This window comes from Curvibacter sp. EU05-FHT14A10 (assembly GCF_058791075.1).
The window spans coordinates 348,765-372,761 of record NZ_JBYTDE010000007.1; the positions used below are offsets into that span (position 1 = coordinate 348,765).

Genomic DNA, 23,997 nt, shown 5'->3' on the forward strand with positions numbered 1-23,997 from the left:
AGTACATATGGTTGAAATCGAACTCGACGGTCAAAAGGTAGAGGTCAATGAAGGCAGCATGGTCATGCATGCAGCTGAAAAGGCTGGCACCTACATTCCGCACTTTTGCTACCACAAGAAGCTGAGCATTGCGGCCAACTGCCGCATGTGCCTGGTGGATGTTGAAAAAGCCCCCAAGCCCATGCCTGCCTGCGCCACCCCGGTGACGCAGGGCATGATCGTCCGCACCAAGAGCGACAAGGCCATCAAGGCCCAGCAATCGGTGATGGAATTCCTGTTGATCAACCACCCGCTGGATTGCCCGATCTGCGATCAGGGCGGCGAGTGCCAGTTGCAGGATCTGGCCGTGGGCTATGGCGGTTCTTCCTCTCGCTACGAGGAAGAAAAGCGCGTGGTCTTCCACAAGGATGTTGGCCCGCTGATCTCGATGGAAGAGATGAGCCGCTGCATCCATTGCACCCGTTGCGTGCGTTTTGGCCAGGAAGTGGCCGGCGTCATGGAGCTGGGCATGATCAATCGGGGTGAGCATTCCGAGATCACCACCATTGCGGGCGACACGGTGGATTCCGAGCTGTCCGGCAACATGATCGACATCTGCCCCGTGGGTGCCTTGACCAGCAAGCCCTTCCGTTACAGCGCCCGGACCTGGGAGCTGTCGCGCCGCAAGAGCGTGAGCCCGCATGACTCTACCGGTGCCAACCTGATCGTTCAGGTCAAGAATCACCAGGTTCTGCGCGTCGTTCCGTTGGAGAACGATGCTGTCAACGAATGCTGGATTGCCGACCGCGACCGCTTCTCCTACGAATCCCTCAATGGCCCGGATCGCTTGACCCAGCCCATGTTGAAGCAGGGCGGCGAGTGGAAGACCGTTGACTGGCAGACCGCGCTTGAGTACGTGGCCAATGGTCTGAAGCAGATCGGTGCCAACCACGGTGCGTCCAGCATGGGCGCATTGGTGAGCCCGCACAGCACGGTGGAAGAGCTGTTCCTGGCTGCTCAGCTCGTGCGTGGCTTGGGCAGCGACAACATCGACTACCGCCTGCGCCAGGCCGAGTTCACTGCGCCCGAGGGCGCTCGCTGGCTGGGCACCTCGATTGCCTCGCTTTCCGAACTGCAACGTGTGTTGGTGGTCGGTTCGAACCTGCGCAAGGATCACCCGCTGTTTGCCCAACGCATCCGTCAGGCTGCCCGCAAGGGGGCTCAGGTCCATGCGCTGTACTCGGTCGAAGCTGACTGGGCGCTGCCTGTCGCTCAGTTCCAGGTGGCTCCGGCCTCCGAGTGGCTGAACACGCTGGCCAGCATTGCGACTGCTGTGGCCGCCGAAAAGGGTTTGGTGGCTCCTTGGGCCGCTGAAGTCACGCCGGCTGCGGCTGCCGTGGCCAAGTCTTTGCTGGGTGGCGATCGCAAGGCTGTGCTGCTGGGCAATGCCGCGGCTCACCATGCCAACGCATCCAGCCTGCTGGCCCTTGCCAACTGGATTGCCCGTGAGACCGGTGCCTCCGTCGGCTACCTCACTGAGGCTGCCAACACCGTCGGCGCGCAACTGGTCAAGGCCCAGCCTCTGGCTGGCGGCTTCAATGCCGCGCAGATGGCTCAGGGTGTCTTGAAAGCTGCCTTGTTGTTGAATGTCGAGCCCGGTGCTGACCTGGCGGGCGGTGACGCCGCCGTTTCGGGTCTGAACAAGGCCGAAATGGTGGTCACGCTGAGCCCCTTCAAGACCAACCTCGACATCAGCGACGTGCTGCTGCCGATCGCCCCGTTCACCGAAACATCGGGCAGCTTTGTCAACGCTGAAGGGCGTCTGCAAAGCTTCCATGCCGTGGTCAAGCCTTTGGGTGAGACCCGTCCGGCCTGGAAGGTACTGCGGGTGCTGGGCAATATGCTTGGTCTGAACGGTTTTACGGATGAATCGTCGCAAGATGTTCTGGCGCGTGCCGCTCTGGTGCCTGCTGGCAGCCAGCAAGTGGCCAGTGCTCAACTGAGCAACGACACGGGCGTCGCCATCCGTGCCTCGGTGGCCGGTGAGTCGGTGCCGGTGACGGCTGCCATTTACCAGCTTGACGGTCTGGTGCGCCGCTCGCCGTCTCTGCAATTGACGGCCGATGCACGGTCGACCACGAACGAGGTGACCGCATGATCGACGCGCTGTACAACGCCGGACTGGGCTTGCTGCCCGCCAGCTGGTGGACTGCGGCCGCTTGGCCTGTGATCTGGGTTCTGCTCAAGATCGTGGCTGTGCTGGCCCCTCTGATGGGCGCCGTGGCTTACCTCACGCTGTGGGAGCGCAAGTTGCTGGGTTTCATCCAGGTTCGCTACGGTCCCAACCGAGTGGGTCCTGCCGGTCTGTTGCAACCCATCGCCGACGCGCTCAAGCTGCTGACCAAGGAATTGATCCGCCCTGATGCCGCCAGCAATGGCCTGTTCCGTCTGGGGCCGATCATGGCCATCATGCCGGCGTTGGCTGCCTGGGTGGCCATCCCCTTCGGCCCCGAGGTGGCATTGACCAACCTGAACGCTGGCCTGTTGCTGGTGATGGCCATCACCTCGATCGAGGTCTATGGCGTGATCATCGCCGGCTGGGCTTCGAACTCGAAGTACGCCTTCCTGGGGGCACTGCGTGCCTCGGCCCAGATGGTGAGCTACGAAATTGCCATGGGTTTCTGTTTCCTGGTGGTTCTGATGGTGAGCGGCAGCATGAACCTGTCCGTCATCGTGGCAGGGCAGGCCAAGGGCATGGCCGCTGGCCTGGGGCTGAACTTCCTGTCCTGGAACTGGCTGCCGTTGCTGCCCATCTTCATGGTCTACCTGATCTCGGGCGTGGCAGAAACCAATCGTCACCCGTTCGACGTGGTGGAAGGCGAAGCTGAAATTGTGGCCGGTCACATGGTTGAATACTCGGGCATGGGCTTTGCCATCTTCTTCCTGGCCGAGTACGCCAGCATGTGGCTGGTGTCCATCCTGGCCGTGCTGATGTTCCTGGGGGGTTGGCTGTCGCCGATCGACCACGCCATTTTCAACGCCGTGCCGGGCTGGATCTGGCTGGGTGCCAAGACTTTCATCGTGGTGTCCATGTTCATCTGGATCCGCGCTACTTTCCCGCGCTTCCGCTATGACCAGATCATGCGTCTGGGCTGGAAGATCTTCATCCCGGTCACCCTGGTGTGGCTGCTCGTGGTGGGTTTCTGGATGCAGAGCCCCTGGAACATCTGGAACTGAGTGGGCAAGAACATGACAGTCGCTGCAGCTTCCCCTTTTTCGCTCACGGACTTCCTGAAGAGCTTCATGCTTTTCGAGTTGTTCAAGGGCATGGCCATGACGGGCCGCTACGCCTTCAAACGCAAGGTGACGGTTCAGTTTCCCGAGGAAAAGACCCCTCTCTCGCCCCGCTTCCGTGGCCTGCACGCCTTGCGCCGTTACGACAACGGCGAAGAGCGTTGCATCGCCTGCAAGCTGTGCGAAGCGGTCTGCCCGGCCATGGCCATCACCATCGAATCGGACGTTCGTGCCGACGGTTCCCGTCGCACCACCCGCTACGACATCGATCTGACCAAATGCATCTTCTGCGGTTTTTGCGAAGAGAGTTGCCCGGTGGATTCGATCGTGGAAACGCATATTTTTGAGTACCACGGTGAAAAGCGGGGTGACCTGTACTTCACCAAAGACATGCTGTTGGCGGTGGGCGACCGTTACGAGAGCGATATTGCGGCTGCCAAGGCGGCAGACGCGAAATACCGTTGATCAGCTTCCTCGCCTGAACCCTGAAAAGATCTGATTCATGGACGCCAAGACTGGTTTCTTCTATCTCTTCTCGGTGGTGCTGCTTTTTGCAGCCTTCCGAGTGATCACAGCGCGCAACCCTGTGCACGCTGTCCTCTACCTCATGCTGGCCTTCTCTCAGGCCTCGGCCATCTGGCTGCTGCTCAAGGCCGAATTTCTGGCCATCGCCCTGGTGCTGGTCTACCTCGGTGCTGTGATGGTGCTTTTCTTGTTCGTTGTGATGATGCTCGATATCGATATCGACAGCATGCGCAAGGGATTCTGGAAGCATTTCCCGCTGGCCGCCTTGATGGGTGCTGTCGTCGCTCTGGAAATGGCCGGTGTGCTGCTGGGTGGGTTCCGCCTGACCGAAGAGCCTGCGACGGCCGCCATGGCGGAAGCCGCTGCCAAGGGCGTTCAGTACTCCAACGCCCAGGAAGTCGGCAAGCTGCTTTACACGCAATACGTCTACCCGATCGAAATTGCAGCCGTGATCCTGCTGGTCGCGATGATCACGGCGATTGCCTTGACCCTGCGCCAGCGCAAGGACAGCAAGTTCGTCGATGCCTCCGAACAGGTGCGTGTCAAGGCCCGTGATCGCATGCAACTGGTGAAGGTGGCTGTGACCCGCAAGGCTGAGCCGACCCCCGCCGCTGAACCGGAGAAAGCCAAATGACATTGACTCTTGGACATTTTCTTTCGATCGGTGCTGTGCTGTTCGCGCTGTCGGTGATCGGGATTTTTCTGAATCGCAAGAACTTGATCGTTCTGCTCATGGCCATCGAGTTGATGCTGCTGGCCGTCAACATGAACTTCGTCGCTTTCTCCCATTTCCTGGGCGATGTGCACGGTCAGGTGTTCGTGTTCTTCATCCTGACCGTTGCGGCCGCTGAGTCCGCCATCGGTCTGGCGATCCTGGTGCTTCTGTTCCGTAACAAGAACAGCATCAATGTCGATGAACTCAACACGCTCAAAGGCTAACCAGAGAATCCAACAATGAGCGCAACGCTTTCTGCATCCACACTGCTGGCGGTGCCGCTGGCACCGCTGGCCGGGTCGATCCTCGCCGGGATTTTTGGCACGGCGTTCGGCGGCAACTGGATTGGTCGCCGCCTGAGCCACTCGCTGACCATCCTGGGCGTGTTCGTCGCCTTTGTGCTGTCGGCACTCACCTTCAAGAGCGTGGCTTTTGAAGGTGCCCGCTTCAGTGAAACCCTCTACACCTGGATGGTGGTGGGTGGCCTGAAGATGGAGGTTGGCTTCCTCATCGATAGCCTGACCGCCATGATGATGTGCGTCGTGACCTTCGTGTCGCTGATGGTGCACATCTACACCATTGGTTACATGGAAGAGGATGAGGGCTACAACCGCTTCTTTGCCTACATCTCTCTGTTCACCTTCTCCATGCTGATGCTTGTGATGAGCAACAACATGCTGCAGCTGTTCTTCGGCTGGGAGGCGGTGGGCTTGGTGTCCTACTTGCTGATTGGCTTCTGGTTCAACAAGCCGACGGCCATCTTTGCCAACATGAAGGCGTTTCTGGTCAACCGCGTGGGTGACTTCGGCTTCATCCTGGGCATCGGCCTGCTGGCTGCCTACGGTGGCACCTTGAACTATGCCGAAACCTTTGCCAAGGCCGACGAACTGGCCAAGCTGACCTTCCCCGGCACCGACTGGATGCTGATCACGGTGGCTTGCATCTGCCTGTTCATTGGTGCCATGGGCAAGAGCGCCCAGTTCCCGTTGCACGTGTGGCTGCCGGACTCCATGGAAGGCCCCACCCCCATTTCGGCCCTGATCCACGCGGCCACCATGGTGACCGCCGGTATCTTCATGGTGGCTCGCATGTCGCCGCTGTTTGAACTCAGCGATACGGCTCTGAACTTCATCATGGTGATCGGCGCCATCACGGCTCTGTTCATGGGTTTCCTGGGCATCATCCAGAACGACATCAAGCGCGTTGTGGCCTACTCGACGCTGTCTCAGCTGGGCTACATGACGGTGGCGCTGGGTGCTTCGGCCTACTCGGTGGCGGTTTTCCACCTGATGACCCACGCGTTCTTCAAGGCGCTGCTGTTCCTTGCCGCTGGCTCGGTCATCATGGGCATGCACCACAACCAGGACATCCGCTGGATGGGCGGTGTCCGCAAGTACATGCCCATCACCTGGATCACCTCGTTGATTGGTTCGCTGGCCCTGATCGGCACACCGTTCTTTGCAGGCTTCTATTCCAAGGACAGCATCATTGAAGCGGTGCATGAGAGCCATCTGCCCGCCGCTGGTTTTGCCTCGTTCGCGGTGCTGGCTGGTGTGTTTGTCACTGCCTTCTACTCGTTCCGCCTCTATTTCCTGGTGTTCCACGGCAAAGAGCGATTTGATCAGAACCCGGATGCCCACCATGGTCACGATGACCATGGCCATCATGACGACCACCACGAGCCACATGAGTCTCCCTGGGTGGTGACCCTGCCGCTGGTCTTGCTGGCAATTCCTTCGGTGATCATCGGCTACATCGGCATCGAACCCATGCTGTTTGGCGACTTCTTCAAGGACGTGATCTTTGTGGATGGCGAAAAGCACCAGGTGATGGAAGAGTTGGCCCACGCATTCCACGGTTCGGCCGCCATGGCCCTGCACGCGGTCAGCACGGCACCTTTCTGGCTGGCTCTTTCTGGCGTGGCGCTGTCCTACTACATGTACATGATCAATCCGGCCTTGCCTGCTGCGATCAAGTCGGCCTGCAAGCCAATCTACAACCTGCTCGAGAACAAGTACTACCTCGACTGGATCAATGAAAACATCATCGCCCGCGGTGCGCGTGGTCTGGGTCTGGGTCTGTGGAAGGCCGGCGACCAAGCCATCATCGATGGTGCGGTGGTCAATGGCTCCTGGAAGCTGGTCGGTTGGGTCGCTGGCTTGGTGCGCTGGATCCAATCCGGCTACATCTATCACTATGCGCTGGTGATGATCCTGGGTGTGTTTGTCTTCATGACGTATTTCGTCTGGCTCAACAAGTAGGAGAAAAACAAAAATGGGATTGTTGAGTCTTGCAATCTGGACACCGATTGTTTTTGGTGTCGTGCTGCTGGCCTTGGGCCGTGATGAGCATGCCAAGGTGGTCCGTTGGGTCGCCCTGATCGGTGCAGTCTGTGGTTTGTTGGTCACCTGGCCGCTGTACGCGGGCTTCGAGATCGGCACCTCGGCCATGCAGTTTGTTGAAAACGTGAGTTGGATCGAACGTTTCAACATCCACTACCACCTGGGTCTTGACGGGATCTCGTTCTGGTTCGTGCCCTTGACCGCTTTCATCACCGTGATCGTCGTGATCGCAGGGTGGGAGGTGATCACCGAGCGCGTCAATCAATACATGGGCGCGTTCCTGATCCTCAGCGGTTTGATGATCGGTGTGTTCTCCGCACTGGACGGCATGCTGTTCTATGTGTTCTTTGAAGCCACGCTGATTCCGATGTACTTGATCATCGGCATCTGGGGTGGTCCGAACAAGATCTACGCAGCGTTCAAGTTCTTCTTGTACACCTTGCTCGGCTCGCTGCTGACGCTGGTGGCCTTGATCTATCTGTACGCAGCCTCGGGTGGCAGCTTCGATATCCAGACTTGGCACAAGCTGCCGCTGGGTTCGACCGCCCAGACCCTGCTGTTCTTCGCCTTCTTCGCAGCTTTTGCGGTGAAGGTGCCGATGTGGCCGGTGCACACCTGGTTGCCTGACGTGCACGTGGAAGCCCCCACGGGTGGTTCCGCTGTGCTGGCGGCCATCATGTTGAAGCTGGGTGCCTATGGTTTCTTGCGTTTCTCCATGCCCATTGCCCCCGACGCCTCGCGCGAGTGGGCTTGGCTGATCATCGGTCTGTCGCTGACGGCCGTGATCTATGTGGGTCTGGTGGCCATGGTCCAAAAGGACATGAAGAAGCTGGTGGCCTATTCATCTGTGGCGCACATGGGCTTCGTGACCCTGGGTTTCTTCATCTTCAACGACCTCGGCGTGGCCGGTGGTCTGGTGCAGATGATTGCCCACGGTTTTGTGTCTGGCGCCATGTTCCTGAGCATTGGCGTGCTGTACGACCGGGTTCACTCGCGTGAGATCGCCAGCTATGGCGGTGTGGTGAACACCATGCCCAAGTTCGCTGCTTTTGCCTTGCTGTTCTCGATGGCCAACTGTGGCCTGCCGGGTACGGCTGGCTTTGTGGGTGAGTGGATGGTGATCCTGGGGGCAGTTCAATCCAATTTCTGGTTGGGTCTGCTGGCGGCCTCGGCCCTGATCTTCGGTGCGGCTTACACCCTCTGGATGTTCAAGCGTGTTTACCTGGGGCCTGTGACCAACGACCACGTGCGTGAACTGACGGACATCAATGCCCGCGAGTTCCTGATCATGACCCTGCTGGCCATTGCTGTTCTGGCAATGGGTCTGTACCCCAAGCCTTTCACTGATGTGATGAACGCATCGGTCACTGACTTGCTGCAACACGTCGCAGCCTCGAAGCTGAACTGACCAGCCTGACCAGAGAGAAACGAGATGATTGACAAACTCAGCTGGATCACGATCTACCCAGAGGTCATTTTGCTGGCCATGGCCAGTGTGATCGCCATTCTCGACTTGGGCGTGAGCAGCCCCCGTCGCACTGCCACCTACTTGCTGACTGTGATCACCCTGGTGGTGGTGGCGGGCATGCAGGCCATGTATGCCGACAGTGGCCAGACCTTCTATGGCTTCAACGGCATGGTGGTCAGTGATCCGATGGGCAACTGGCTCAAGTGCTTTGCCTCGATCGCCATGCTGGTGACCCTGGTCTACGGTCGCCCCTACGCTTTCGACCGCGGCATGTTGCGCGGTGGCGAGATGTTCACGCTGAGCTTGTTCGCCTTGCTCGGCATGTTCGTGATGATCTCGGGCAACAACTTCCTGTTGATCTACCTCGGTCTGGAACTGTTGACCCTGTCGAGCTATGCCTTGGTGGCCCTGCGCCGCGATCATGCGACCTCGTCTGAGGCCGCCATGAAGTATTTCGTATTGGGCGCGCTGGCCAGCGGTTTCTTGCTGTACGGCCTGTCCATGTTGTACGGTGCCACCGGTTCTCTGGACCTGGGCCAGGTGTTCAAGGCTGTGGGGTCTGGCCAGGTGGATCACCAGGTGCTGGTCTTTGGTCTGGTCTTTGTGGTGGCGGGGCTGGCTTTCAAGCTCGGTGTGGTGCCTTTCCACATGTGGGTTCCCGACGTGTACCAAGGTGCTCCGACGGCCGTCACCCTGATGATCGGCGGCGCACCCAAGTTTGCGGCCTTTGCCATCGTGATCCGCCTGTTGGTTGAAGGTTTGCTGCCCTTGGCCATTGACTGGCAGCAGATGCTGTTGGTGTTGTCGGTCTGCTCTTTGCTGATTGGTAACCTGATTGGTGTGGTCCAGACCAACCTCAAGCGCATGCTGGCCTACTCGACCATCTCCCAGATGGGCTTTGTCCTGCTGGGTTTGATCCCGGGTGTGGTCAATGGCACCACCTTGCCAGCGGCCAATGCTTACAGTTCGGCGATGTTCTATGTGGTCACCTACGTGTTGACCACTCTGGCTACCTTCGGTGTGATCTTGCTGCTGGCCCGCGAAGGTTTCGAGAGCGAAGAGATCTCCGATCTGGCAGGCCTCAACCAACGCAGCCCCTTCTACGCAGCCGTGATGTCGGTGTGCCTGTTCTCCATGGCGGGTATTCCCCCGCTGGCAGGCTTCTATGCCAAGCTGTCGGTGCTTCAGGCCTTGGTCACCACAGGTGAGAACGGCTACATCGTCTTGGCCGTATTTGCCGTGCTGATGTCCTTGATCGGCGCCTTCTACTACCTGCGTGTGGTCAAGGTCATGTACTTTGACCAGCCTTTGACGGCCACCACCGTGTCGGCACCTGCTGATGTTCGGATCGTGATGTCCATCAACGCGGCGCTGATTCTGTTGCTGGGCTTGCTGCCTGGTGGTCTGATGACCCTGTGCGCCCGGGCCATCGTGCTGACGCTGGGTTCCTGAGTCTGCCGCCGTGAACCAGACGGTTTCTGTTTGGCTGGTCATCCTGGCGGCACTGGTTGCCGCCAACCTGCCTTTTCTGAATCACCGCCTGCTGGCGGTGATTCCATTTGCAACGGTCAAAGCCTTGCCCTGGCGCTTGCTGGAGCTGGTATTTTTCTATGTGCTGGTCGGCTTTTTCGCCTGGGGCATGGAGCAACGCGCCGGTCAGGCTGCCCCGCAAGGGTGGGAGTTTTATGCGACCACGTTTTGCCTGTTTCTCACGTTGGCCTTTCCGGGCTTCGTCTATCGCTATCTTCTCAAGCATCGGCGCGGCGCCTGAATTCGGTAGTCCTTCATGAAGGTTCTGAACCTGCAGTGCGCCGCCCAACACGGGTTTGAAGGCTGGTTTGCCTCCGAGGCGGAATTTCAACGCCAACTCGCTGAGGGCTTGGTGAGTTGTCCGGTTTGTGGTGATCACACCGTTCACAAGCTCCCAGCGGCGCCACGTTTGAACCTCAGTGGATCACGTGAATCAGCGTCCCGTGTGCCGGCCAAAAGGCCGGACTCTCAAACTGCATCACAACCGGCAACCCCGGCCGGGAAACAGGAATTGCAAGCCGCCTGGCTGAAGTTGGCCCGTGAGGTGGTGCGTCAGACGGAAGACGTGGGTCCTGCCTTTGCCGAGGAGGCTCGTCGCATTCACCATGGAGAGGCCCCCGAACGCGGCATACGGGGCCAAGCCACGGTTGAAGAGACCTTGGCCTTGGTGGAAGAGGGCATTCCGGTGCTGCCGATCCCCATGCCGGTGGCGGCCAAAGAGACCTTGCAATAAGGTACGCCCCGTGGGCGCCCCCGGCGCCCCCTGAGCGGTAGTGGGGTCTCAACTCAGCAATTGCATATTGGCAAAGCGAGCATAGACGCCGCCCAGGGCCATCAGATCCTCGTGACGACCTTGTTCCACGACTTGACCCTGATCAAGCACCACGATGCGGTCCGACTTCTGGACCGTGGCCAGGCGGTGCGCGATGACCAGTGTGGTGCGTTGGCGCTCGCCGCCATGCAGGGCCGCTTCCAGTGCCGCCTGCACCATGCGCTCGCTTTCGGCGTCCAGGGCACTGGTGGCTTCGTCCAGCAACAGAAGGCGGGGGCGGCGCAGCAAGGCCCTCGCGATGGAGAGCCGTTGCTTCTGCCCACCACTCAACCGCACACCGCGTTCGCCCAAAAATGTGTGATAGCCCTCTGGCAGGGCTCGGATGAACTCGTCGGCAAAAGCCTCCCGGGCGGCCGCCATCACTTCGGCGTCGGTCGCCCCGGGGCTGCCGTAACGGATGTTCTCCAGAGCGGTGTTCGAGAAAATCACGGCGTCCTGGGGCACAACACCGATCTGGGCGCGCAGGGCGTCCAGATTCCAATCGGCCAATGGAATGCCATCCAGGCGAATGGCTTGCGTCGGGGTCACATCGTAGAAACGTTGCAGCAACTGCAGCACCGTTGATTTACCGGCACCGCTGCTGCCGACCAATGCCACTGTTTCTCCAGGGGCGATCTGCAGCGTGAAATGGTTGAGCGCAGGCTGCTGGGGGCGAGAGGGGTAGTTAAATTGCACGTTCTCGAACGCAATGGCCACCCCGGCGGCCTCGCTGGCTGACGCCGGAGCATGAGCGCCGCTGGTGATCGTGGGTGGCGTGTGAAGCAGTTCCATCAGGCGTTCTGTGGCGCCGGCCGCTCGCAGCAGGTCACCGTACACCTCGCCCAACACGGCCGCTGAACTGGCCAGAATCAGCACGTAGACCACGGTCTGCCCCAGTTCCCCGGCACTCAAAGTGCCCCGCATCACCGCCTGGGTGCCCTCGTACAGGCCCCAGAGCAATGCGGCGCTCGTGGCCATGATCACAAAGGCCACCAAGACGGATCGGGCTTTGCTGCGGCGTACCGCCGTCTGAAACGCCGCTTCTGTGGCTGCACTGAATCGGTTGGCCTCTCGCTGACCCGCATTGTTGGCCTGCACAGTGCTGACTGCATTCAATACTTCGGCAGCGACGGCGCTGGCGTCCGCGACACGATCCTGACTGGCACGCGACAGGCGGCGTACCCGACGCCCGAACCAGACCGAGGGGGCCACGATCAGTAACAGGGCCAGTAGGACCTGACCCATGACGAGTGGGTTGGTCCATACCAGCATGCCGAGCGCACCGAGGCCCATGACGGCATTGCGCAGGCCCATGCTCAACGACGAGCCCACCACGGTCTGCACCAGGGTGGTGTCGGCGGTGAGGCGCGACAGCACCTCACCTGTCTGGGTGGTTTCAAAAAACGCCGGGCTCTGATCCAGCACATGGGCATAGACCGCATCCCGCAGGTCGGCGGTGATGCGTTCTCCCAGCCAGCTCACGGTGTAGAAGCGCGCTGCCGAGAACACCGCCAGTGCCGCGGCCACGCCGAACAACGCGCCAAAGTGCTGGCCGAGTGCCAGGGCCTGCTGGTCCCGGTGGGCCGGCAGCAGGCCTCCGTCGATCAGACTGCGAAGGGCTTGCGGAAACACCAGCGTTGCGCCTGCCGCCAGCAGCAGAAACAGCAAGGCCAGTCCGATGGCGGCCCGGTAAGGGGACAGGAAAGGCCGCAAGCCCCCCAGTGCGCGGGGGGAGGCTTTGGCGGAAGCGGGGGAGTTCATCGTGAAATGCCTGTGTTGCGAGCGGATGGCCCAGTGTGCAGTGTGCTGGGTTTTCGCGACTGTAGCGTTCCCAGTCTGTCGATGCAGTGTTTACTGAAAATTAACATTGCTTCAGCAGACTCAGCCTTGACAATATTTGCCTGGGCAAATAATATTTTGACCCATGTCATCCGATTCTTCAAGCCAACGGGGTGCCCCCGCGCCGGGGTTCTACCGACCCGAATCTTACGGAGGGCAGATCAGTGTGGGCTACACCATGCGCCACATCGTCAGGCTGATGGGCCTGGAGATCGACCGCAAGATGGAGCCGCACGGTTTGACCAATGCGCAGTGGATTCCTCTGATCAAGCTTTACGAACGCAAAGGCGGCAGCGTCGCTGAATTGGCCCGCTCCTGCCAGCTGGACAACGGGGCCATGACGCGGCTGTTGGACCGGGTGGAGGGCAAGGGCCTGTGCCGTCGGGTTCGATCGGTATCCGATCGGCGGGTGGTCAACCTGGAGCTGACGCCTGAAGGCGAGGAGGCTGCCCGGATCATTCCAGCGGTGCTTTGCAACATGCAAAACAGCATGCTTGAAGGCTTCTCGGAGTCCGAGTGGCTGCAACTCGTCGAATTTCTTCAACGTATTCTCAAGAACGCAGAGCACATCCAGTCCCAGGCCGATGGTGTTGCTGCGAAGGGCAAGTCATGATCAAACATCCTCAGCGCCATGCAGACCGGCGCAAGCGTTTTGCGACTGCCGTGGCCGCCATCGGCGCCGTGGTCGCATTGTCAGCGTGTGCTGACTTCTCAGGCATCCAAGGCCACGCCAAGCTGCGCGATCCCTCCACCCTGGGCACCCGTGCCGACGCCAATCAGCCCACCCCGTCACTGCCTTGGCTGCGTGCCGATGTGTGGCGTGAGTATGGCGACGCCCAATTGGATGCGTTGCTTGAACAGGCTCTGCGTGGCAACCCCAGTCTGCAACAGGCCCGTTTGCGCCTGGAGCGTGCGCAGGCCCAATCCGGTGTGGCTCGGGCGGCCTTGTTGCCCCAACTGGGCGCCGGGGCAGAAATCAACCGTGAACTCTACAGCGCCAACAGCCTTTACCCTGCGCCTCTGGGCGGCAGTGTGGAAGACTCTGGCACGGTGCAGTTGTCGGGCTCCTGGGAGTTGGATTTCTTTGGCAAGAACCGTGCGGCCCTGGATTCGGCCATCGGTTCTGTGCAGGCGGCGGCGGCCGATGCGCAGGCCGCCCGCCTGTTGCTGGCAAGCAATGTGGTCCGCTCTTACTATCAGTTGGCTCGCGTGGGCGCCCAACTGGAGGTGGCCGAGCGTACCCTGGAACAACGCAAGGAGATGCTGGGCCTGGTCCGCTCGCGGCTGGCTGCAGGCCTGGACACCCAACTGGAACTGCGCCAAAGCCAGGGTGGCATTCCCGAGGCGCAACTACAGATCGAAGCCCTGCAGGAGCAACAGGCCTTGGCCAAGAATGCGTTGGCCACCTTGGTCGGCGACCCTGCGGTGGCCCAGCGGCTGAAGGTCCCGTCATTGCCCGGGGCGCTGGGCGTTGTCGGCCCGGCCGAGGTGCCCTTGAACCTGCTCGGTCAGCGGGCCGACGTCGTGGCTGCCCGTTGGCGGGTTGAGGCCGCCAGCCGCGACACCGATGTGGCCCGTGCACAGTTTTATCCCAACATCAATCTGAAGGCCTATGCCGGGTTCTCTGCGCTCGGTTTTTCCAATCTGCTCAAGTCCAGCAGCGAGCAATGGGGCGTCGGCCCCGCCATCAATCTGCCGATCTTTTCTGGGGGGCGCCTGCGAGCCAACCTGCGCGTGAAGACGGCCGATCTGGACACCGCCATCGAGTCCTACAACGGCGCGGTGCTGGAGGCTGTTCGTGATGTCGCCGACCAGTTGGTCACCGCGCAGTCGCTTGAGCGCCAGCAGATCGAGCAAAAAAATGCCCAGCACGCCGCTGAAGATGCCCATCAGATCGCGTTGCAACGTTACAAGGCCGGCTTGAGCACCTACCTGCAGGTCTTGGCCACGGAGAGCAATGTGCTGCAACAGCGCCGTGCCGCTGTCGATCTGAAAGCCCGGGTCATTGATACCCAGGTGGCCTTGTGGCGCGCCCTCGGGGGCGGTCTGCCGACCACGCCAGTGGCCGTGGCCAACGACCGGAGCACCTTGGAAAACGGGGCCATCCGCTTGCAGTCGGCCCTGGCAGGCGAGCGAGCCGACACGGCGGCCACCCCGGCCACCCCTTGAAAGCGCCCCGACCCCATTGACTCCAGCGCGGGCCACGGCTGATGCGCCCCGCTCCTTACCCACACAGGATTCATCATGAACGCTCCACAAAACAACTCTGCCCCCTCGCTCGATCCGTCGTCCGCCAAGGCTTCGCGACGCAAGGGCCTGCTGTCGATTGCCGCCCTGGTGGTGCTGGCCGGTGCGGGCTGGGCGGCCTACGAGTGGATGGTCTCGAGCCACTACGAGACCACTGACAACGCCTACGTGCAAGGCAATCTGATTCAGATCACGCCGCAAATCAGCGGCACGGTCACGGCCATCCTGGCGGACGACACGGATTTCGTGAAGGCCGGTGCGCCACTGGTGCGCCTGGATACCGCCGATGTGGCTGTGGCCCTGGAGCAAGCCCAGGCCAACTTGGCGCAGACGGTGCGCCAGGTGCGCACACTCTATGCCAACAACGCCTCCCTGGAGGCCCAGGTCAAGCTGCGCGAAACCGATGTGGCCAAGGCCCAACTGGAGATCGAGCGCGCCCAGGACGATTTGAATCGTCGCCAATCCCTGAGCGGCAATGGGGCTGTGTCCCGCGAGGAGCTGGCCCACACCCAGACCCAACTGGCCAATGCACGCAGTGTGCTGGCGGCGGCCCAGGCCGGCGTGGTGGCTGCGCGCGAACAACTGGCCAGCAACAAGGCCATGACTGACGGCACCCAGGTGGAGACCCACCCCAGCGTGCTGGCGGCCGCGGCCAAGGTGCATGAGGCCTTCCTGGCCTCGCGCCGTGCGGCCTTGCCGGCCCCGGTCGATGGTTATGTGGCCAAGCGCACGGTTCAATTGGGCCAGCGTGTGGCGGCTGGCAACCCGATGATGTCCATCGTGCCGCTGAATCAGCTGTGGGTGGACGCCAACTTCAAGGAGGTTCAGCTGCGCAACATCCGCATTGGACAGCCGGTCAAGCTCACGGCCGACCTGTGGGGCAAGAAGGTGGAGTACACCGGCAAGGTGGCGGGCCTGGGCGTGGGCACGGGGGCCGCGTTTGCGTTGCTGCCGGCCCAGAACGCCACCGGCAACTGGATCAAGGTGGTGCAGCGGGTGCCGGTGCGCGTCACCCTGGATCCTGAAGAGGTGGCCAAGCACCCCTTGCGCATTGGCTTGTCCATGGATGCCGAGGTGGATGTGACGAATCGCGACGGCAAGACGCTGGCCGATGCGCCACGCGACAACGCGGCGGTGCAAACCCAGGTCTACGCCGTGCCCGATGACGAAGCCACGACGCTGATCAACCGGGTGATTTCGGCCAATGTGGGACATCCCGTGCGCTTGTCCAAGGCTGCTTTTGCGGCGGCGCCCGTGGTGGCTCAGAACGCCCGTTGAAAGGCCACAGCATGTCGTCCAATTCTGCGGCTTTCTCGCCCCCACCTCCTCTGGAGGGGGCGGCCCGCACCTGGGGCACGATCGCCCTGTCGGCAGCCACGTTCATGAACGTGCTGGACACGTCGATTGCCAACGTGTCACTGCCTGCGATTGCCGGCGACCTGGGCGTCAGCCCGAATCAGGGCACGTGGGTGATCACCAGCTTTGCCGTGGCCAACGCCATTGCCGTGCCGCTGACGGGGTGGTTGTCTCAGCGGGTGGGGCAGGTGCGCCTGTTTGTCATCAGTGTGCTGCTCTTCGTGCTGGCTTCCTGGCTGTGCGGCCTGGCCCCCAACATGAGCAGCCTGATCGCGCTGCGTGCGCTGCAGGGCTTTGTGGCTGGCCCGATGATTCCGCTGTCGCAGGGCCTGCTGCTGTCCAGCTACCCGCGTGCCCTGGCCGGGCTCGCCATGGCCATGTGGTCGATGACCACCCTGATTGCGCCGGTGATGGGGCCCTTGCTGGGGGGCTGGATCACCGACAACATGAGTTGGCCCTGGATCTTCTACATCAACATCCCGGTGGGTATCGTCTCAGCCCTGGTCACCTGGATGCTTTACCACAAGCGCGAGACGCCGACCAAGCAACTGCCGATCGATTCGGTGGGCTTGGCCTTGCTGGTGATCTGGATCGGCGCGATGCAGGTGACGCTGGACATCGGCAAGGAGAACGACTGGTTCCACTCGGACGTGGTGGTCGGCTTGGCGGTGGTGGCCGTGGTGGGCCTGGCGCTGTTTTTGGTGTGGGAGCTGACCGACGATCATCCCGTGGTGGATCTGGCCTTGTTCAAGCGGCGCAACTTCTGGGCCGGTGCCCTGGCCACGTCGGTGGGCTATGGGTTGTTCTTTGGCAACGTGGTGCTGCTGCCGCTGTGGTTGCAGCAGTACATGGGCTACACCGCCACCCAGGCGGGCATGGTGATGGCCCCGGTGGGGCTGATGGCCCTTGTGCTGTCGCCTTGGGTCGGCAAGAACATTGCCAAGTTCGATCCGCGTTACTTTGCCACCTTCGCCTTTGCGGTGTTTGCGCTGGTGCTGTGGATGCGGTCCAACTTCAACACGCAGGCTGATCTGGCCACCATCATGGTGCCCACCATCGTGCAAGGTGTGGCGATGGCTTTCTTCTTCATTCCGCTGGTCACCATCACGTTGTCGGGCATCACGCCAGACCGCATTCCGGCTGCCTCGGGTTTGTCCAACTTCGCCCGCATCACGGCGGGGGCTTTTGGGACCTCCATTTCCACCACGGTCTGGGAGAACCGGGCCAGCCTGCACCATGCTCAGTTGGTGGAGTCGATTCAGCAGGGCAATGCGACCGCCATGGGGGCGTTGCAGGGCTTGAATGCCGCCGGCTTGAGCCCCGAACAGGCCTTGGCGCAGGTCAATCGCCTGGTGGACCAGCAGGCCTTCATGCTGGCGGCCAATGATGTGTTTCTGGCCTCGGCCTTCATCTTTCTGGCCCTGATCCCCTTGGTGTGGTTGTCCCACCCCTTGCCCGGAACAGGTGGCGGCGCCGACGCAGCCGCTGGCGCCCATTGAGGTCCAGGGCGGGGTGCGCAAGACGGGCTCCCTGCTTCTTCAGAGAGGGGGAGCCTCCAGCCAGCAAAGGGCCACTTGACCCAATGGGTCTTGCCAGCAGGGGCCCGGCGCAAAGCCAGCCCGCCGTGCCAGCGCCTGCAGGTCGGCTGCCGCACCCGGGTGCATCTGCAGCGTTTGAATGGCATCGCCCGCGGGCAGGTCGATCGCCGTGACGCGCCCCTGGTGGCGCAGCTCCAGGGTCAGGCCCCGGGGGCAGGTCAACTGCAGCACCACCGAATGGCCTGCTGCATCCACCTTCACCTGGTGCTGGAATTGGCCACTGCTCAACTGCAATGCAAAGTCCCTCTGGCATCGACGCAGTCCGTTCAGGTTGAATTCGGCCATTCGCCCCTGCGCATCGTTGTAGGCGCGTTCTTGCAGCGCCGGGTCCTGGACCTGGTCGACTGTGATGAGCAAGGCGCCGCCTCGCAGTGCAGTGGCCAGCCGCTGCAATGCCGTGAGCCGAGCCCCGGGGGGGATCCTGCTCCAGCCAGAGCCTCCGATGAGGCCGACACGTCGTGCCGCCTCGGGGTGGGCCGCCGGAAGGGCAGGGGGTTGTGCCAGGTCGCCAGCCAGGGCCTGGATGTCCAGGTGCGGGTAGTCATGTTGCAGGCCCGATACGCGTGCCTGCAGGTGTTGCTCCGAGGTGTCCATGGCCACATAGCGCACCGGCTGATCGGCTTCTTCAATCAAGCGGCGCACCACGCGCATGGCCCCCGCCCCGTACTCGATCAATTCGGGGCAGGGGCCCATGCGGCGTGCGATGTCGCCGGCGTGCTCGTGCAGCACCCGCAGTTCGGTGCGGGCCAGAAAGTAGTCCGGTGATTCGGTGGCCAATTCATACAAGGCTGATCCCTGCAAATCGAACAGATAAGACCAAGGCAACTGCCTGGGCTGGCCTTGCAGGGAGACCAAAACCTGGGCCTGCATTTCCTCCGAGACGCTTGTGGCGTGCAGGGCCGTGGCAGGCCAAGGCAGTGGGGCCTTGGCAGCGCCACGGCGCGCGCTGTTCCATTGGTGTATCGGGCCGACCGGGGCCATGGTGCTCTGCCGGTTCAGGGAGATGCAGGGGGGCTGTCTGACTGGTTGGACTGGTTCAAACGCGTGCGTGCTTCGATCATCAGGGGCCTCCTCGCCGGTCGTTGTTTTTGGTCGACGTGCGATTGACCTTATCGGAATTCACAAGCGGCGCACAAGCGGGCTTGCACGGAGTGTGGGTGGTTTGCATCTGCCAAACCTGAGGCCAAATCGGCCGCGCGAGTCGAGCCCGCAGAGAAGGGTGTCCGATTTGCGACCAACCTAGGCATTTGCCCCAGTATCAGCCGCTGCGGCGCAGCATTAGCATGAACTTCAATGCACATGAAACAAGGTGTGTGTGCAGCCAGCGGTCCCTGGCTGCCTCTTTCCCCATCTTCCGGAGCGCCCCAGAGACGATGAGTGACATCATTTTGCAAACCCAAAAGCTCACCAAAGAGTTCAAGGGCTTCACAGCGGTCAGCCAGGTGGATCTGGCCGTGGAACGTGGATCCATCCACGCCTTGATCGGACCGAACGGTGCTGGCAAGACCACCTGCTTCAATCTGCTGACCAAGTTTCTTGAGCCCAGTTCGGGTCGGATCCTCTTCAACGGCATCGACATCACCCGCGAGCGCCCCGCCCAGATCGCCCGGCGCGGCATCATCCGCTCCTTCCAGATTTCTGCCGTGTTTCCGCACCTGACCTTGCTGGAGAACGTTCGCATCGGCTTGCAACGCATGCTCGGCACAAGCTACCACTTTTGGCGCAGCGAGAAGACCTTGAATCAACTCAATGACAGGGCACTGGCCTTGCTGGCCGAAGTGGGCCTGGACGACATGGCGTCCGAGCTGACAGTCAACCTGCCCTATGGGCGCAAGCGCGCACTCGAGATCGCCACCACCTTGGCCATGGAGCCTGAGTTGATGCTGCTCGATGAGCCCACACAAGGCATGGGCCACGAAGACGTGGACCGGGTCACCCAGTTGATCAAGAAGGTGTCCCTGGGGCGAACCATTCTGATGGTGGAGCACAACATGAGCGTGATCTCGAACATCGCCGACAAGATCACCGTACTTCAGCGTGGCGCTGTCCTGGCCGAAGGGCCTTATGCCGAGGTGTCGCGCAACCCTCTGGTCATGGAGGCCTACATGGGCACCACGGACGGTCAGTTGCAGGGAGCCCACTGAGATGAGCGAGGCGCTTCACAAAAACGCTGGGCCGGCGGCCCTCGAGATTCGAGGCTTGCAGGCCTGGTACGGCGAGTCTCACGTGCTTCACGGGGTGGACATGGTGGTCCGTCCCGGCGAGGTGGTGACCCTGCTGGGCCGCAATGGCGCCGGGCGCACCACGACGATGCGGGCCATCATGGGACTGACCGGAGCTCGAAAGGGATCGCTCAAGATCGATGGTACCGAAACCATCGCCATGCCCACCCATCGCATTGCGCACCTCGGGGTGGGCTACTGCCCGGAGGAGCGGGGCATCTTCTCGAGCTTGAGCTGCGAAGAAAACCTGTTGTTGCCACCGCGCCTGAAAGGCGCTACCGGGGGCATGTCGGTCGAAGAGATCTACGACATGTTTCCCAACCTGGCCGAGCGACGTCACAGCCAGGGAACCCGCCTTTCAGGCGGCGAGCAACAGATGCTTGCGGTAGCGCGCATTTTGCGGACGGGTGCCAAATTGCTCTTGCTGGACGAGATATCCGAGGGGCTGGCCCCGGTCATCGTCCAGGCCCTGGCCCGCATGATCACCACCTTGCGAACCAAGGGCTACACGGTGGTCATGGTGGAGCAGAACTTTCGTTTTGCAGCCCCCTTGGCCGACCGTTTCTACGTCATGGAGCATGGCCGGATGGTCGAACAGTTTGGCGCCGCTGAACTGGACCAGAAGATGCCCGTGCTCAACGAGCTCCTGGGCGTCTGAGCCCCGGGTTCGCATTCACTCCAATCACAGACAGTGACCCTTCGATCCATTCACAGGAGACAAACATGAAAGCCAAACTCACCGTACTCGCTGCCTTGCTGGCCTGCTCGGGCATGACGGTCGCTCAGGCGCAGGACAAGGTCAAGATCGGTTTCATCACCGACATGTCCAGCCTCTACGCCGACGTTGAAGGCAAAAACGGCGCTCTGGCCATCCAGATGGCCATTGATGATTTTGGCGGCAAGGTCAATGGCATGCCGATCGAGTTGTTGACGGCCGATCACCAGAACAAGGCTGACATTGCTGCCTCGAAGGCGCGTGAGTGGATTGACACGCAGGGCCTGACCATGGTCTTTGGTGGCACCAACTCCGGTACCGCCCTGGCGATTGCCAAAGTGGCACAGGAGAAGAAGCGTGTTTACGTGAACAACGGGGCGGCCACCTCTGCCTTGACCAACGAGCAATGCTCGCCCTACACCGTTCACTATGCCTATGACACGGTGGCCCTGGCCAAAGGCACCGGTGGCGCGGTGGTCGATGGCGGCGGTCGCAACTGGTTTTTTCTCACCGCTGACTACGCTTTCGGTCATGCACTCGAAGCCGATACCAGCGCTGTTGTGAAGGCCAAGGGTGGCCAGATTCTGGGTGGGGTGCGTCACCCCCTGAATGCGTCGGATTTCTCATCCTTCCTGCTGCAGGCTCAAAGCTCGAAGGCGCAGATCCTGGGCCTGGCCAATGCGGGTGGTGACACCATCAACTCGATCAAGGCGGCCAAGGAGTTCGGCATTGGCAAGACCATGAAGCTGGCAGGCTTGCTGATCTTCATCTCTGATGTCCACAGCCTGGGCTTGAAGAACACCGAGGGCCTGCTGTTGACCGCCCCCTGGTACTGGGATCTGAACGACGAAACCCGCAAGTTCTCGGCTCGATTCTTCGAAAAGACCAAGCGCATGCCGACGGAAATCCAGGCTGCGGATTACTCGGCCACGATGAATTACCTGAAGGCCGTGCAGGAGGCCAAGACGGTGGACGCCGACAAGGTGATGGCGACCTGGAAAGGCATGAAGATGAACGACTTCTTTGCCTCTGGTCAGCTGCGGGCCGATGGCCGCTATGTCCATGACATGTACCTCATGCAGGTGAAGGCGCCCGCCGAATCGACCAAGCCATGGGATTACTACAAGGTGGTCAAGAAGATGGCCGGCGATCAGGTCTTCACGACCAAGGCCGAGTCCAAGTGCGCGCTTTGGAAATGATCTCCTGAACCCGGTGGGGGGGATGTCTTCCCTCTGCCGGCCTGACTGCTTTTACCGTCCACCCACCTGTACCTTATGGAAATCTTCGGTGTCTCCGTGCCCGCCATGTTGAGCCAGTTGTTGCTCGGCCTGGTCAATGGGTCCTTTTACGCCATCTTGAGCTTGGGGTTGGCGGTGATTTTCGGCCTGCTCAACGTCATCAACTTTGCGCATGGTGCGCTGTTCATGATGGGGGCCATCCTGACCTGGATGGCGATGACGTACTTCAATATCAGCTACTGGGTGATGTTGATTGCATCGCCCTTGGTGGTCGGAGCCTTTGGCATCCTCATCGAGCGCCTGTTATTGCGGTGGATTTACAAACTGGATCACCTCTACGGCTTGCTCCTTACCTTGGGCTTGACCCTGCTGATCGAGGGTGTCTTCCGTTCCGTCTACGGTGTCTCTGGCCTGGCCTACGACACGCCTGACCAATTGGTCGGCGCCACCAACCTGGGCTTCATGATGCTGCCCAACTACCGTGCGTGGGTGGTGGTGGCTTCTTTGATGGTCTGCCTGGCGACCTGGTTCGTCATTGAAAAGACGCGACTGGGGGCTTACCTGCGTGCGGGCACCGAGAACCCGCGGCTGGTGGAGGCCTTTGGCATCAACGTGCCTTTGATGGTCACGCTGACTTACGGCTTTGGTGTGGCGCTGGCTGCATTTGCCGGTGTCCTGGCGGCTCCCGTCATCCAGGTCACCCCTTTGATGGGCCAAAACCTGATCATTGTGGTGTTCGCCGTGGTGGTGATCGGCGGCATGGGGTCCATCATGGGGTCCATCCTCACCGGGCTGGGCTTGGGGGTGATTGAAGGTTTCACCAAAGTGTTCTATCCGGAGGCTTCCTCGACGGTCGTGTTTGTCATCATGGTCATCGTTCTCCTGATTCGCCCCGCCGGTTTGTTCGGCAAAGAAAAATAAGAGGAGCCCAGGGCATGAACAAAAACACGAACAATCTGCTGGCCTATGGGGCGCTGTTGCTGGCTTTGGTAGCCGCACCGTTTCTCGGCGCCTACCCAGTCTTCGTCATGAAGCTGATGTGCTTCGCCTTGTACGCGTCGGCTTTCAACCTTTTGCTGGGCTACACCGGCTTGCTGTCCTTCGGCCATGCCGCCTTTCTTGGTGGTGCGGCCTACCTGTGCGGGCATTCAATCAAGGCCTGGGGTTTGAACCCGGAATGGGCCTTGCTGCTGGGGACGGCAGGGGGCGCGTTTCTGGGGTGGGTCTTCGGGTTGTTGGCGATTCGCCGGCAGGGCATCTACTTCTCCATGATCACGTTGGCCCTGGCCCAGATGCTGTTCTTTGTCTGCCTGCAGGCCCCGTTCACTGGGGGGGAGGATGGCATGCAAGGCGTCCCGCGCGGTGCCTTGTTTGGTCTTTTGGATCTGAAGAGTGATCTGACCATGTACTACGTGGCGCTGGCGGTGGTGGTACTTGCCTTCCTGCTGATCGTCCGCATCATTCATTCGCCATTTGGACAAGTGCTCAAAGGCATCAAGGAGAACGAAGCGCGTGCCATTTCTCTGGGCTATGACACGCAACGCTACAAACTCTTGGCGTTTGTACTGTCGGCGGCGCTGGCCGGGCTGGCCGGCTCTCTGAAGACGCTGGTGCTGGGCTTTGCAACACTCAGTGATGTCCATTGGACCAGTTCGGGGGAAGTCATCCTGATGACCCTGGTTGGGGGGCTGGGCACTTTGTCGGGGCCGCTGCTGGGCTCGGCGGTTGTGGTCGTCCTGGAGAACAAACTTGGCGAAATCGGCAACCTGCTGGCCGCATTGAGCGGAGTCGATTGGTTCAAGACGCTGGGCGAGTCGGTCACGATGGTGACCGGACTGATCTTTGTGATCTGTGTGCTCGCGTTCCGACGAGGCATCATGGGCGAAATTCTGGCCCTGAGAAATCGCTTCAAATAGACGTCCTGCTGAAGGAGGGGGCTTCGCGCAAGCCCTCGATTTGATATTTATTAACCCATTTAGTAACTTGGTTAATAAGGGAGGTTGTCTCAATCAGTCAAATCAGCCCTTTTCTCTGTGTATACTAGCGGGCTCGACTGCACAGAACAGTGCTTAGCGAGGTGGCTGGGGTCTGATGGCTCTGGGTGCTTGGTTGAGTGGA

General features: G+C 60.9%; 21 protein-coding genes. 19 read left to right on the top strand and 2 right to left on the bottom strand.

Annotation, left to right across the window (positions count from 1 at the left end):
• Positions 1 to 7 precede the first annotated feature (7 nt).
• The 10 genes from nuoG to AC3WUT_RS16255 are packed head-to-tail and all read left to right on the top strand — an operon-like array spanning position 8 to position 10,586.
• Positions 8 to 2,137: an NADH-quinone oxidoreductase subunit NuoG gene (gene nuoG / locus AC3WUT_RS16210; RefSeq protein ID WP_492348102.1), complete on the top strand. Its 2,130-nt coding sequence runs from the start codon at positions 8 to 10 to the stop codon at positions 2,135 to 2,137.
• Positions 2,134 to 3,216 (top strand): NADH-quinone oxidoreductase subunit NuoH, encoded by a 1,083-nt coding sequence (gene nuoH, locus AC3WUT_RS16215; protein ID WP_492348103.1) that lies wholly within the window; start codon positions 2,134 to 2,136, stop codon positions 3,214 to 3,216. Before nuoG ends, nuoH begins: the two co-directional genes overlap by 4 nt.
• Positions 3,217 to 3,228: 12 nt before the next feature.
• Positions 3,229 to 3,738 (top strand): NADH-quinone oxidoreductase subunit NuoI, encoded by a 510-nt coding sequence (nuoI, locus tag AC3WUT_RS16220; protein ID WP_027477194.1) that lies wholly within the window; start codon positions 3,229 to 3,231, stop codon positions 3,736 to 3,738.
• A gap of 37 nt (positions 3,739 to 3,775) precedes the next feature.
• Positions 3,776 to 4,432, top strand: coding sequence for an NADH-quinone oxidoreductase subunit J (locus AC3WUT_RS16225; protein ID WP_492348104.1), 657 nt, complete (start codon positions 3,776 to 3,778; stop codon positions 4,430 to 4,432).
• Positions 4,429 to 4,737, top strand: coding sequence for an NADH-quinone oxidoreductase subunit NuoK (gene nuoK, locus AC3WUT_RS16230; protein WP_019577566.1), 309 nt, complete (start codon positions 4,429 to 4,431; stop codon positions 4,735 to 4,737). The genes AC3WUT_RS16225 and nuoK overlap by 4 nt, the downstream gene beginning before the upstream one ends.
• A 15-nt stretch (positions 4,738 to 4,752) precedes the next feature.
• Positions 4,753 to 6,774 carry an NADH-quinone oxidoreductase subunit L gene (gene nuoL, locus AC3WUT_RS16235; RefSeq protein WP_492348105.1) on the top strand — a complete coding sequence of 674 codons (2,022 nt, stop codon included), beginning with the start codon at positions 4,753 to 4,755 and terminating at the stop codon, positions 6,772 to 6,774.
• A 13-nt stretch (positions 6,775 to 6,787) separates the two neighbouring features.
• Positions 6,788 to 8,263, top strand: a complete 1,476-nt coding sequence (locus AC3WUT_RS16240; protein WP_492348106.1) for an NADH-quinone oxidoreductase subunit M — start codon at positions 6,788 to 6,790, stop codon at positions 8,261 to 8,263.
• 24 nt (positions 8,264 to 8,287) lie between these two features.
• The gene (gene nuoN, locus AC3WUT_RS16245; protein WP_492348107.1) at positions 8,288 to 9,775 is read left to right on the top strand and encodes an NADH-quinone oxidoreductase subunit NuoN; all 1,488 of its coding nucleotides are present in this window, start codon (positions 8,288 to 8,290) and stop codon (positions 9,773 to 9,775) included.
• 10 nt (positions 9,776 to 9,785) lie between these two features.
• On the top strand, positions 9,786 to 10,094 hold the full coding sequence (locus AC3WUT_RS16250; protein ID WP_492348108.1) for a DUF2818 family protein: 309 nt from the start codon (positions 9,786 to 9,788) through the stop codon (positions 10,092 to 10,094).
• A gap of 15 nt (positions 10,095 to 10,109) precedes the next feature.
• Complete coding sequence (locus AC3WUT_RS16255; protein ID WP_492348109.1) at positions 10,110 to 10,586, top strand: DUF1178 family protein; 477 nt, start codon at positions 10,110 to 10,112, stop codon at positions 10,584 to 10,586.
• A 48-nt stretch (positions 10,587 to 10,634) separates the two neighbouring features.
• On the opposite strand, the gene AC3WUT_RS16260 is transcribed toward AC3WUT_RS16255, so the two are convergent.
• Entirely contained in the window at positions 10,635 to 12,425 is a 1,791-nt protein-coding gene (locus AC3WUT_RS16260; RefSeq protein ID WP_492348110.1) for an ABC transporter transmembrane domain-containing protein, read from the bottom strand.
• 256 nt (positions 12,426 to 12,681) lie between these two features.
• On the opposite strand from AC3WUT_RS16260, the gene AC3WUT_RS16265 reads away from it, so the two are divergent.
• The 4 genes from AC3WUT_RS16265 (at position 12,682) to AC3WUT_RS16280 (ending at position 17,605) form a co-directional block, all read left to right on the top strand.
• Positions 12,682 to 13,116 (top strand): MarR family winged helix-turn-helix transcriptional regulator, encoded by a 435-nt coding sequence (locus AC3WUT_RS16265; RefSeq protein ID WP_492348111.1) that lies wholly within the window; start codon positions 12,682 to 12,684, stop codon positions 13,114 to 13,116.
• Positions 13,113 to 14,672: an efflux transporter outer membrane subunit gene (locus AC3WUT_RS16270; RefSeq protein WP_492348112.1), complete on the top strand. Its 1,560-nt coding sequence runs from the start codon at positions 13,113 to 13,115 to the stop codon at positions 14,670 to 14,672. The genes AC3WUT_RS16265 and AC3WUT_RS16270 overlap by 4 nt, the downstream gene beginning before the upstream one ends.
• Positions 14,673 to 14,747: 75 nt before the next feature.
• The gene (locus AC3WUT_RS16275; protein WP_492348113.1) at positions 14,748 to 16,028 is read left to right on the top strand and encodes an HlyD family secretion protein; all 1,281 of its coding nucleotides are present in this window, start codon (positions 14,748 to 14,750) and stop codon (positions 16,026 to 16,028) included.
• A gap of 11 nt (positions 16,029 to 16,039) precedes the next feature.
• Entirely contained in the window at positions 16,040 to 17,605 is a 1,566-nt protein-coding gene (locus tag AC3WUT_RS16280; RefSeq protein WP_492348114.1) for a DHA2 family efflux MFS transporter permease subunit, read from the top strand.
• Between the two features lie 39 nt (positions 17,606 to 17,644).
• Here the strand turns inward: AC3WUT_RS16280 and AC3WUT_RS16285 are convergent, their stop codons facing one another.
• Complete coding sequence (locus tag AC3WUT_RS16285) at positions 17,645 to 18,685, bottom strand: L-histidine N(alpha)-methyltransferase (protein ID WP_492348115.1); 1,041 nt, start codon at positions 18,683 to 18,685, stop codon at positions 17,645 to 17,647.
• 392 nt (positions 18,686 to 19,077) lie between these two features.
• On the opposite strand from AC3WUT_RS16285, the gene AC3WUT_RS16290 reads away from it, so the two are divergent.
• The 5 genes from AC3WUT_RS16290 (at position 19,078) to AC3WUT_RS16310 (ending at position 23,795) form a co-directional block, all read left to right on the top strand.
• Positions 19,078 to 19,848, top strand: coding sequence for an ABC transporter ATP-binding protein (locus AC3WUT_RS16290; protein WP_492348116.1), 771 nt, complete (start codon positions 19,078 to 19,080; stop codon positions 19,846 to 19,848).
• Position 19,849: 1 nt separating this feature from the next.
• Positions 19,850 to 20,584 carry an ABC transporter ATP-binding protein gene (locus AC3WUT_RS16295; RefSeq protein WP_492348117.1) on the top strand — a complete coding sequence of 245 codons (735 nt, stop codon included), beginning with the start codon at positions 19,850 to 19,852 and terminating at the stop codon, positions 20,582 to 20,584.
• A gap of 65 nt (positions 20,585 to 20,649) precedes the next feature.
• Entirely contained in the window at positions 20,650 to 21,840 is a 1,191-nt protein-coding gene (locus tag AC3WUT_RS16300) for an ABC transporter substrate-binding protein (RefSeq protein ID WP_492348118.1), read from the top strand.
• Positions 21,841 to 21,915: 75 nt separating this feature from the next.
• The gene (locus AC3WUT_RS16305; RefSeq protein ID WP_492348119.1) at positions 21,916 to 22,800 is read left to right on the top strand and encodes a branched-chain amino acid ABC transporter permease; all 885 of its coding nucleotides are present in this window, start codon (positions 21,916 to 21,918) and stop codon (positions 22,798 to 22,800) included.
• Between the two features lie 14 nt (positions 22,801 to 22,814).
• Complete coding sequence (locus AC3WUT_RS16310; RefSeq protein WP_492348120.1) at positions 22,815 to 23,795, top strand: branched-chain amino acid ABC transporter permease; 981 nt, start codon at positions 22,815 to 22,817, stop codon at positions 23,793 to 23,795.
• Positions 23,796 to 23,997 lie beyond the last annotated feature (202 nt).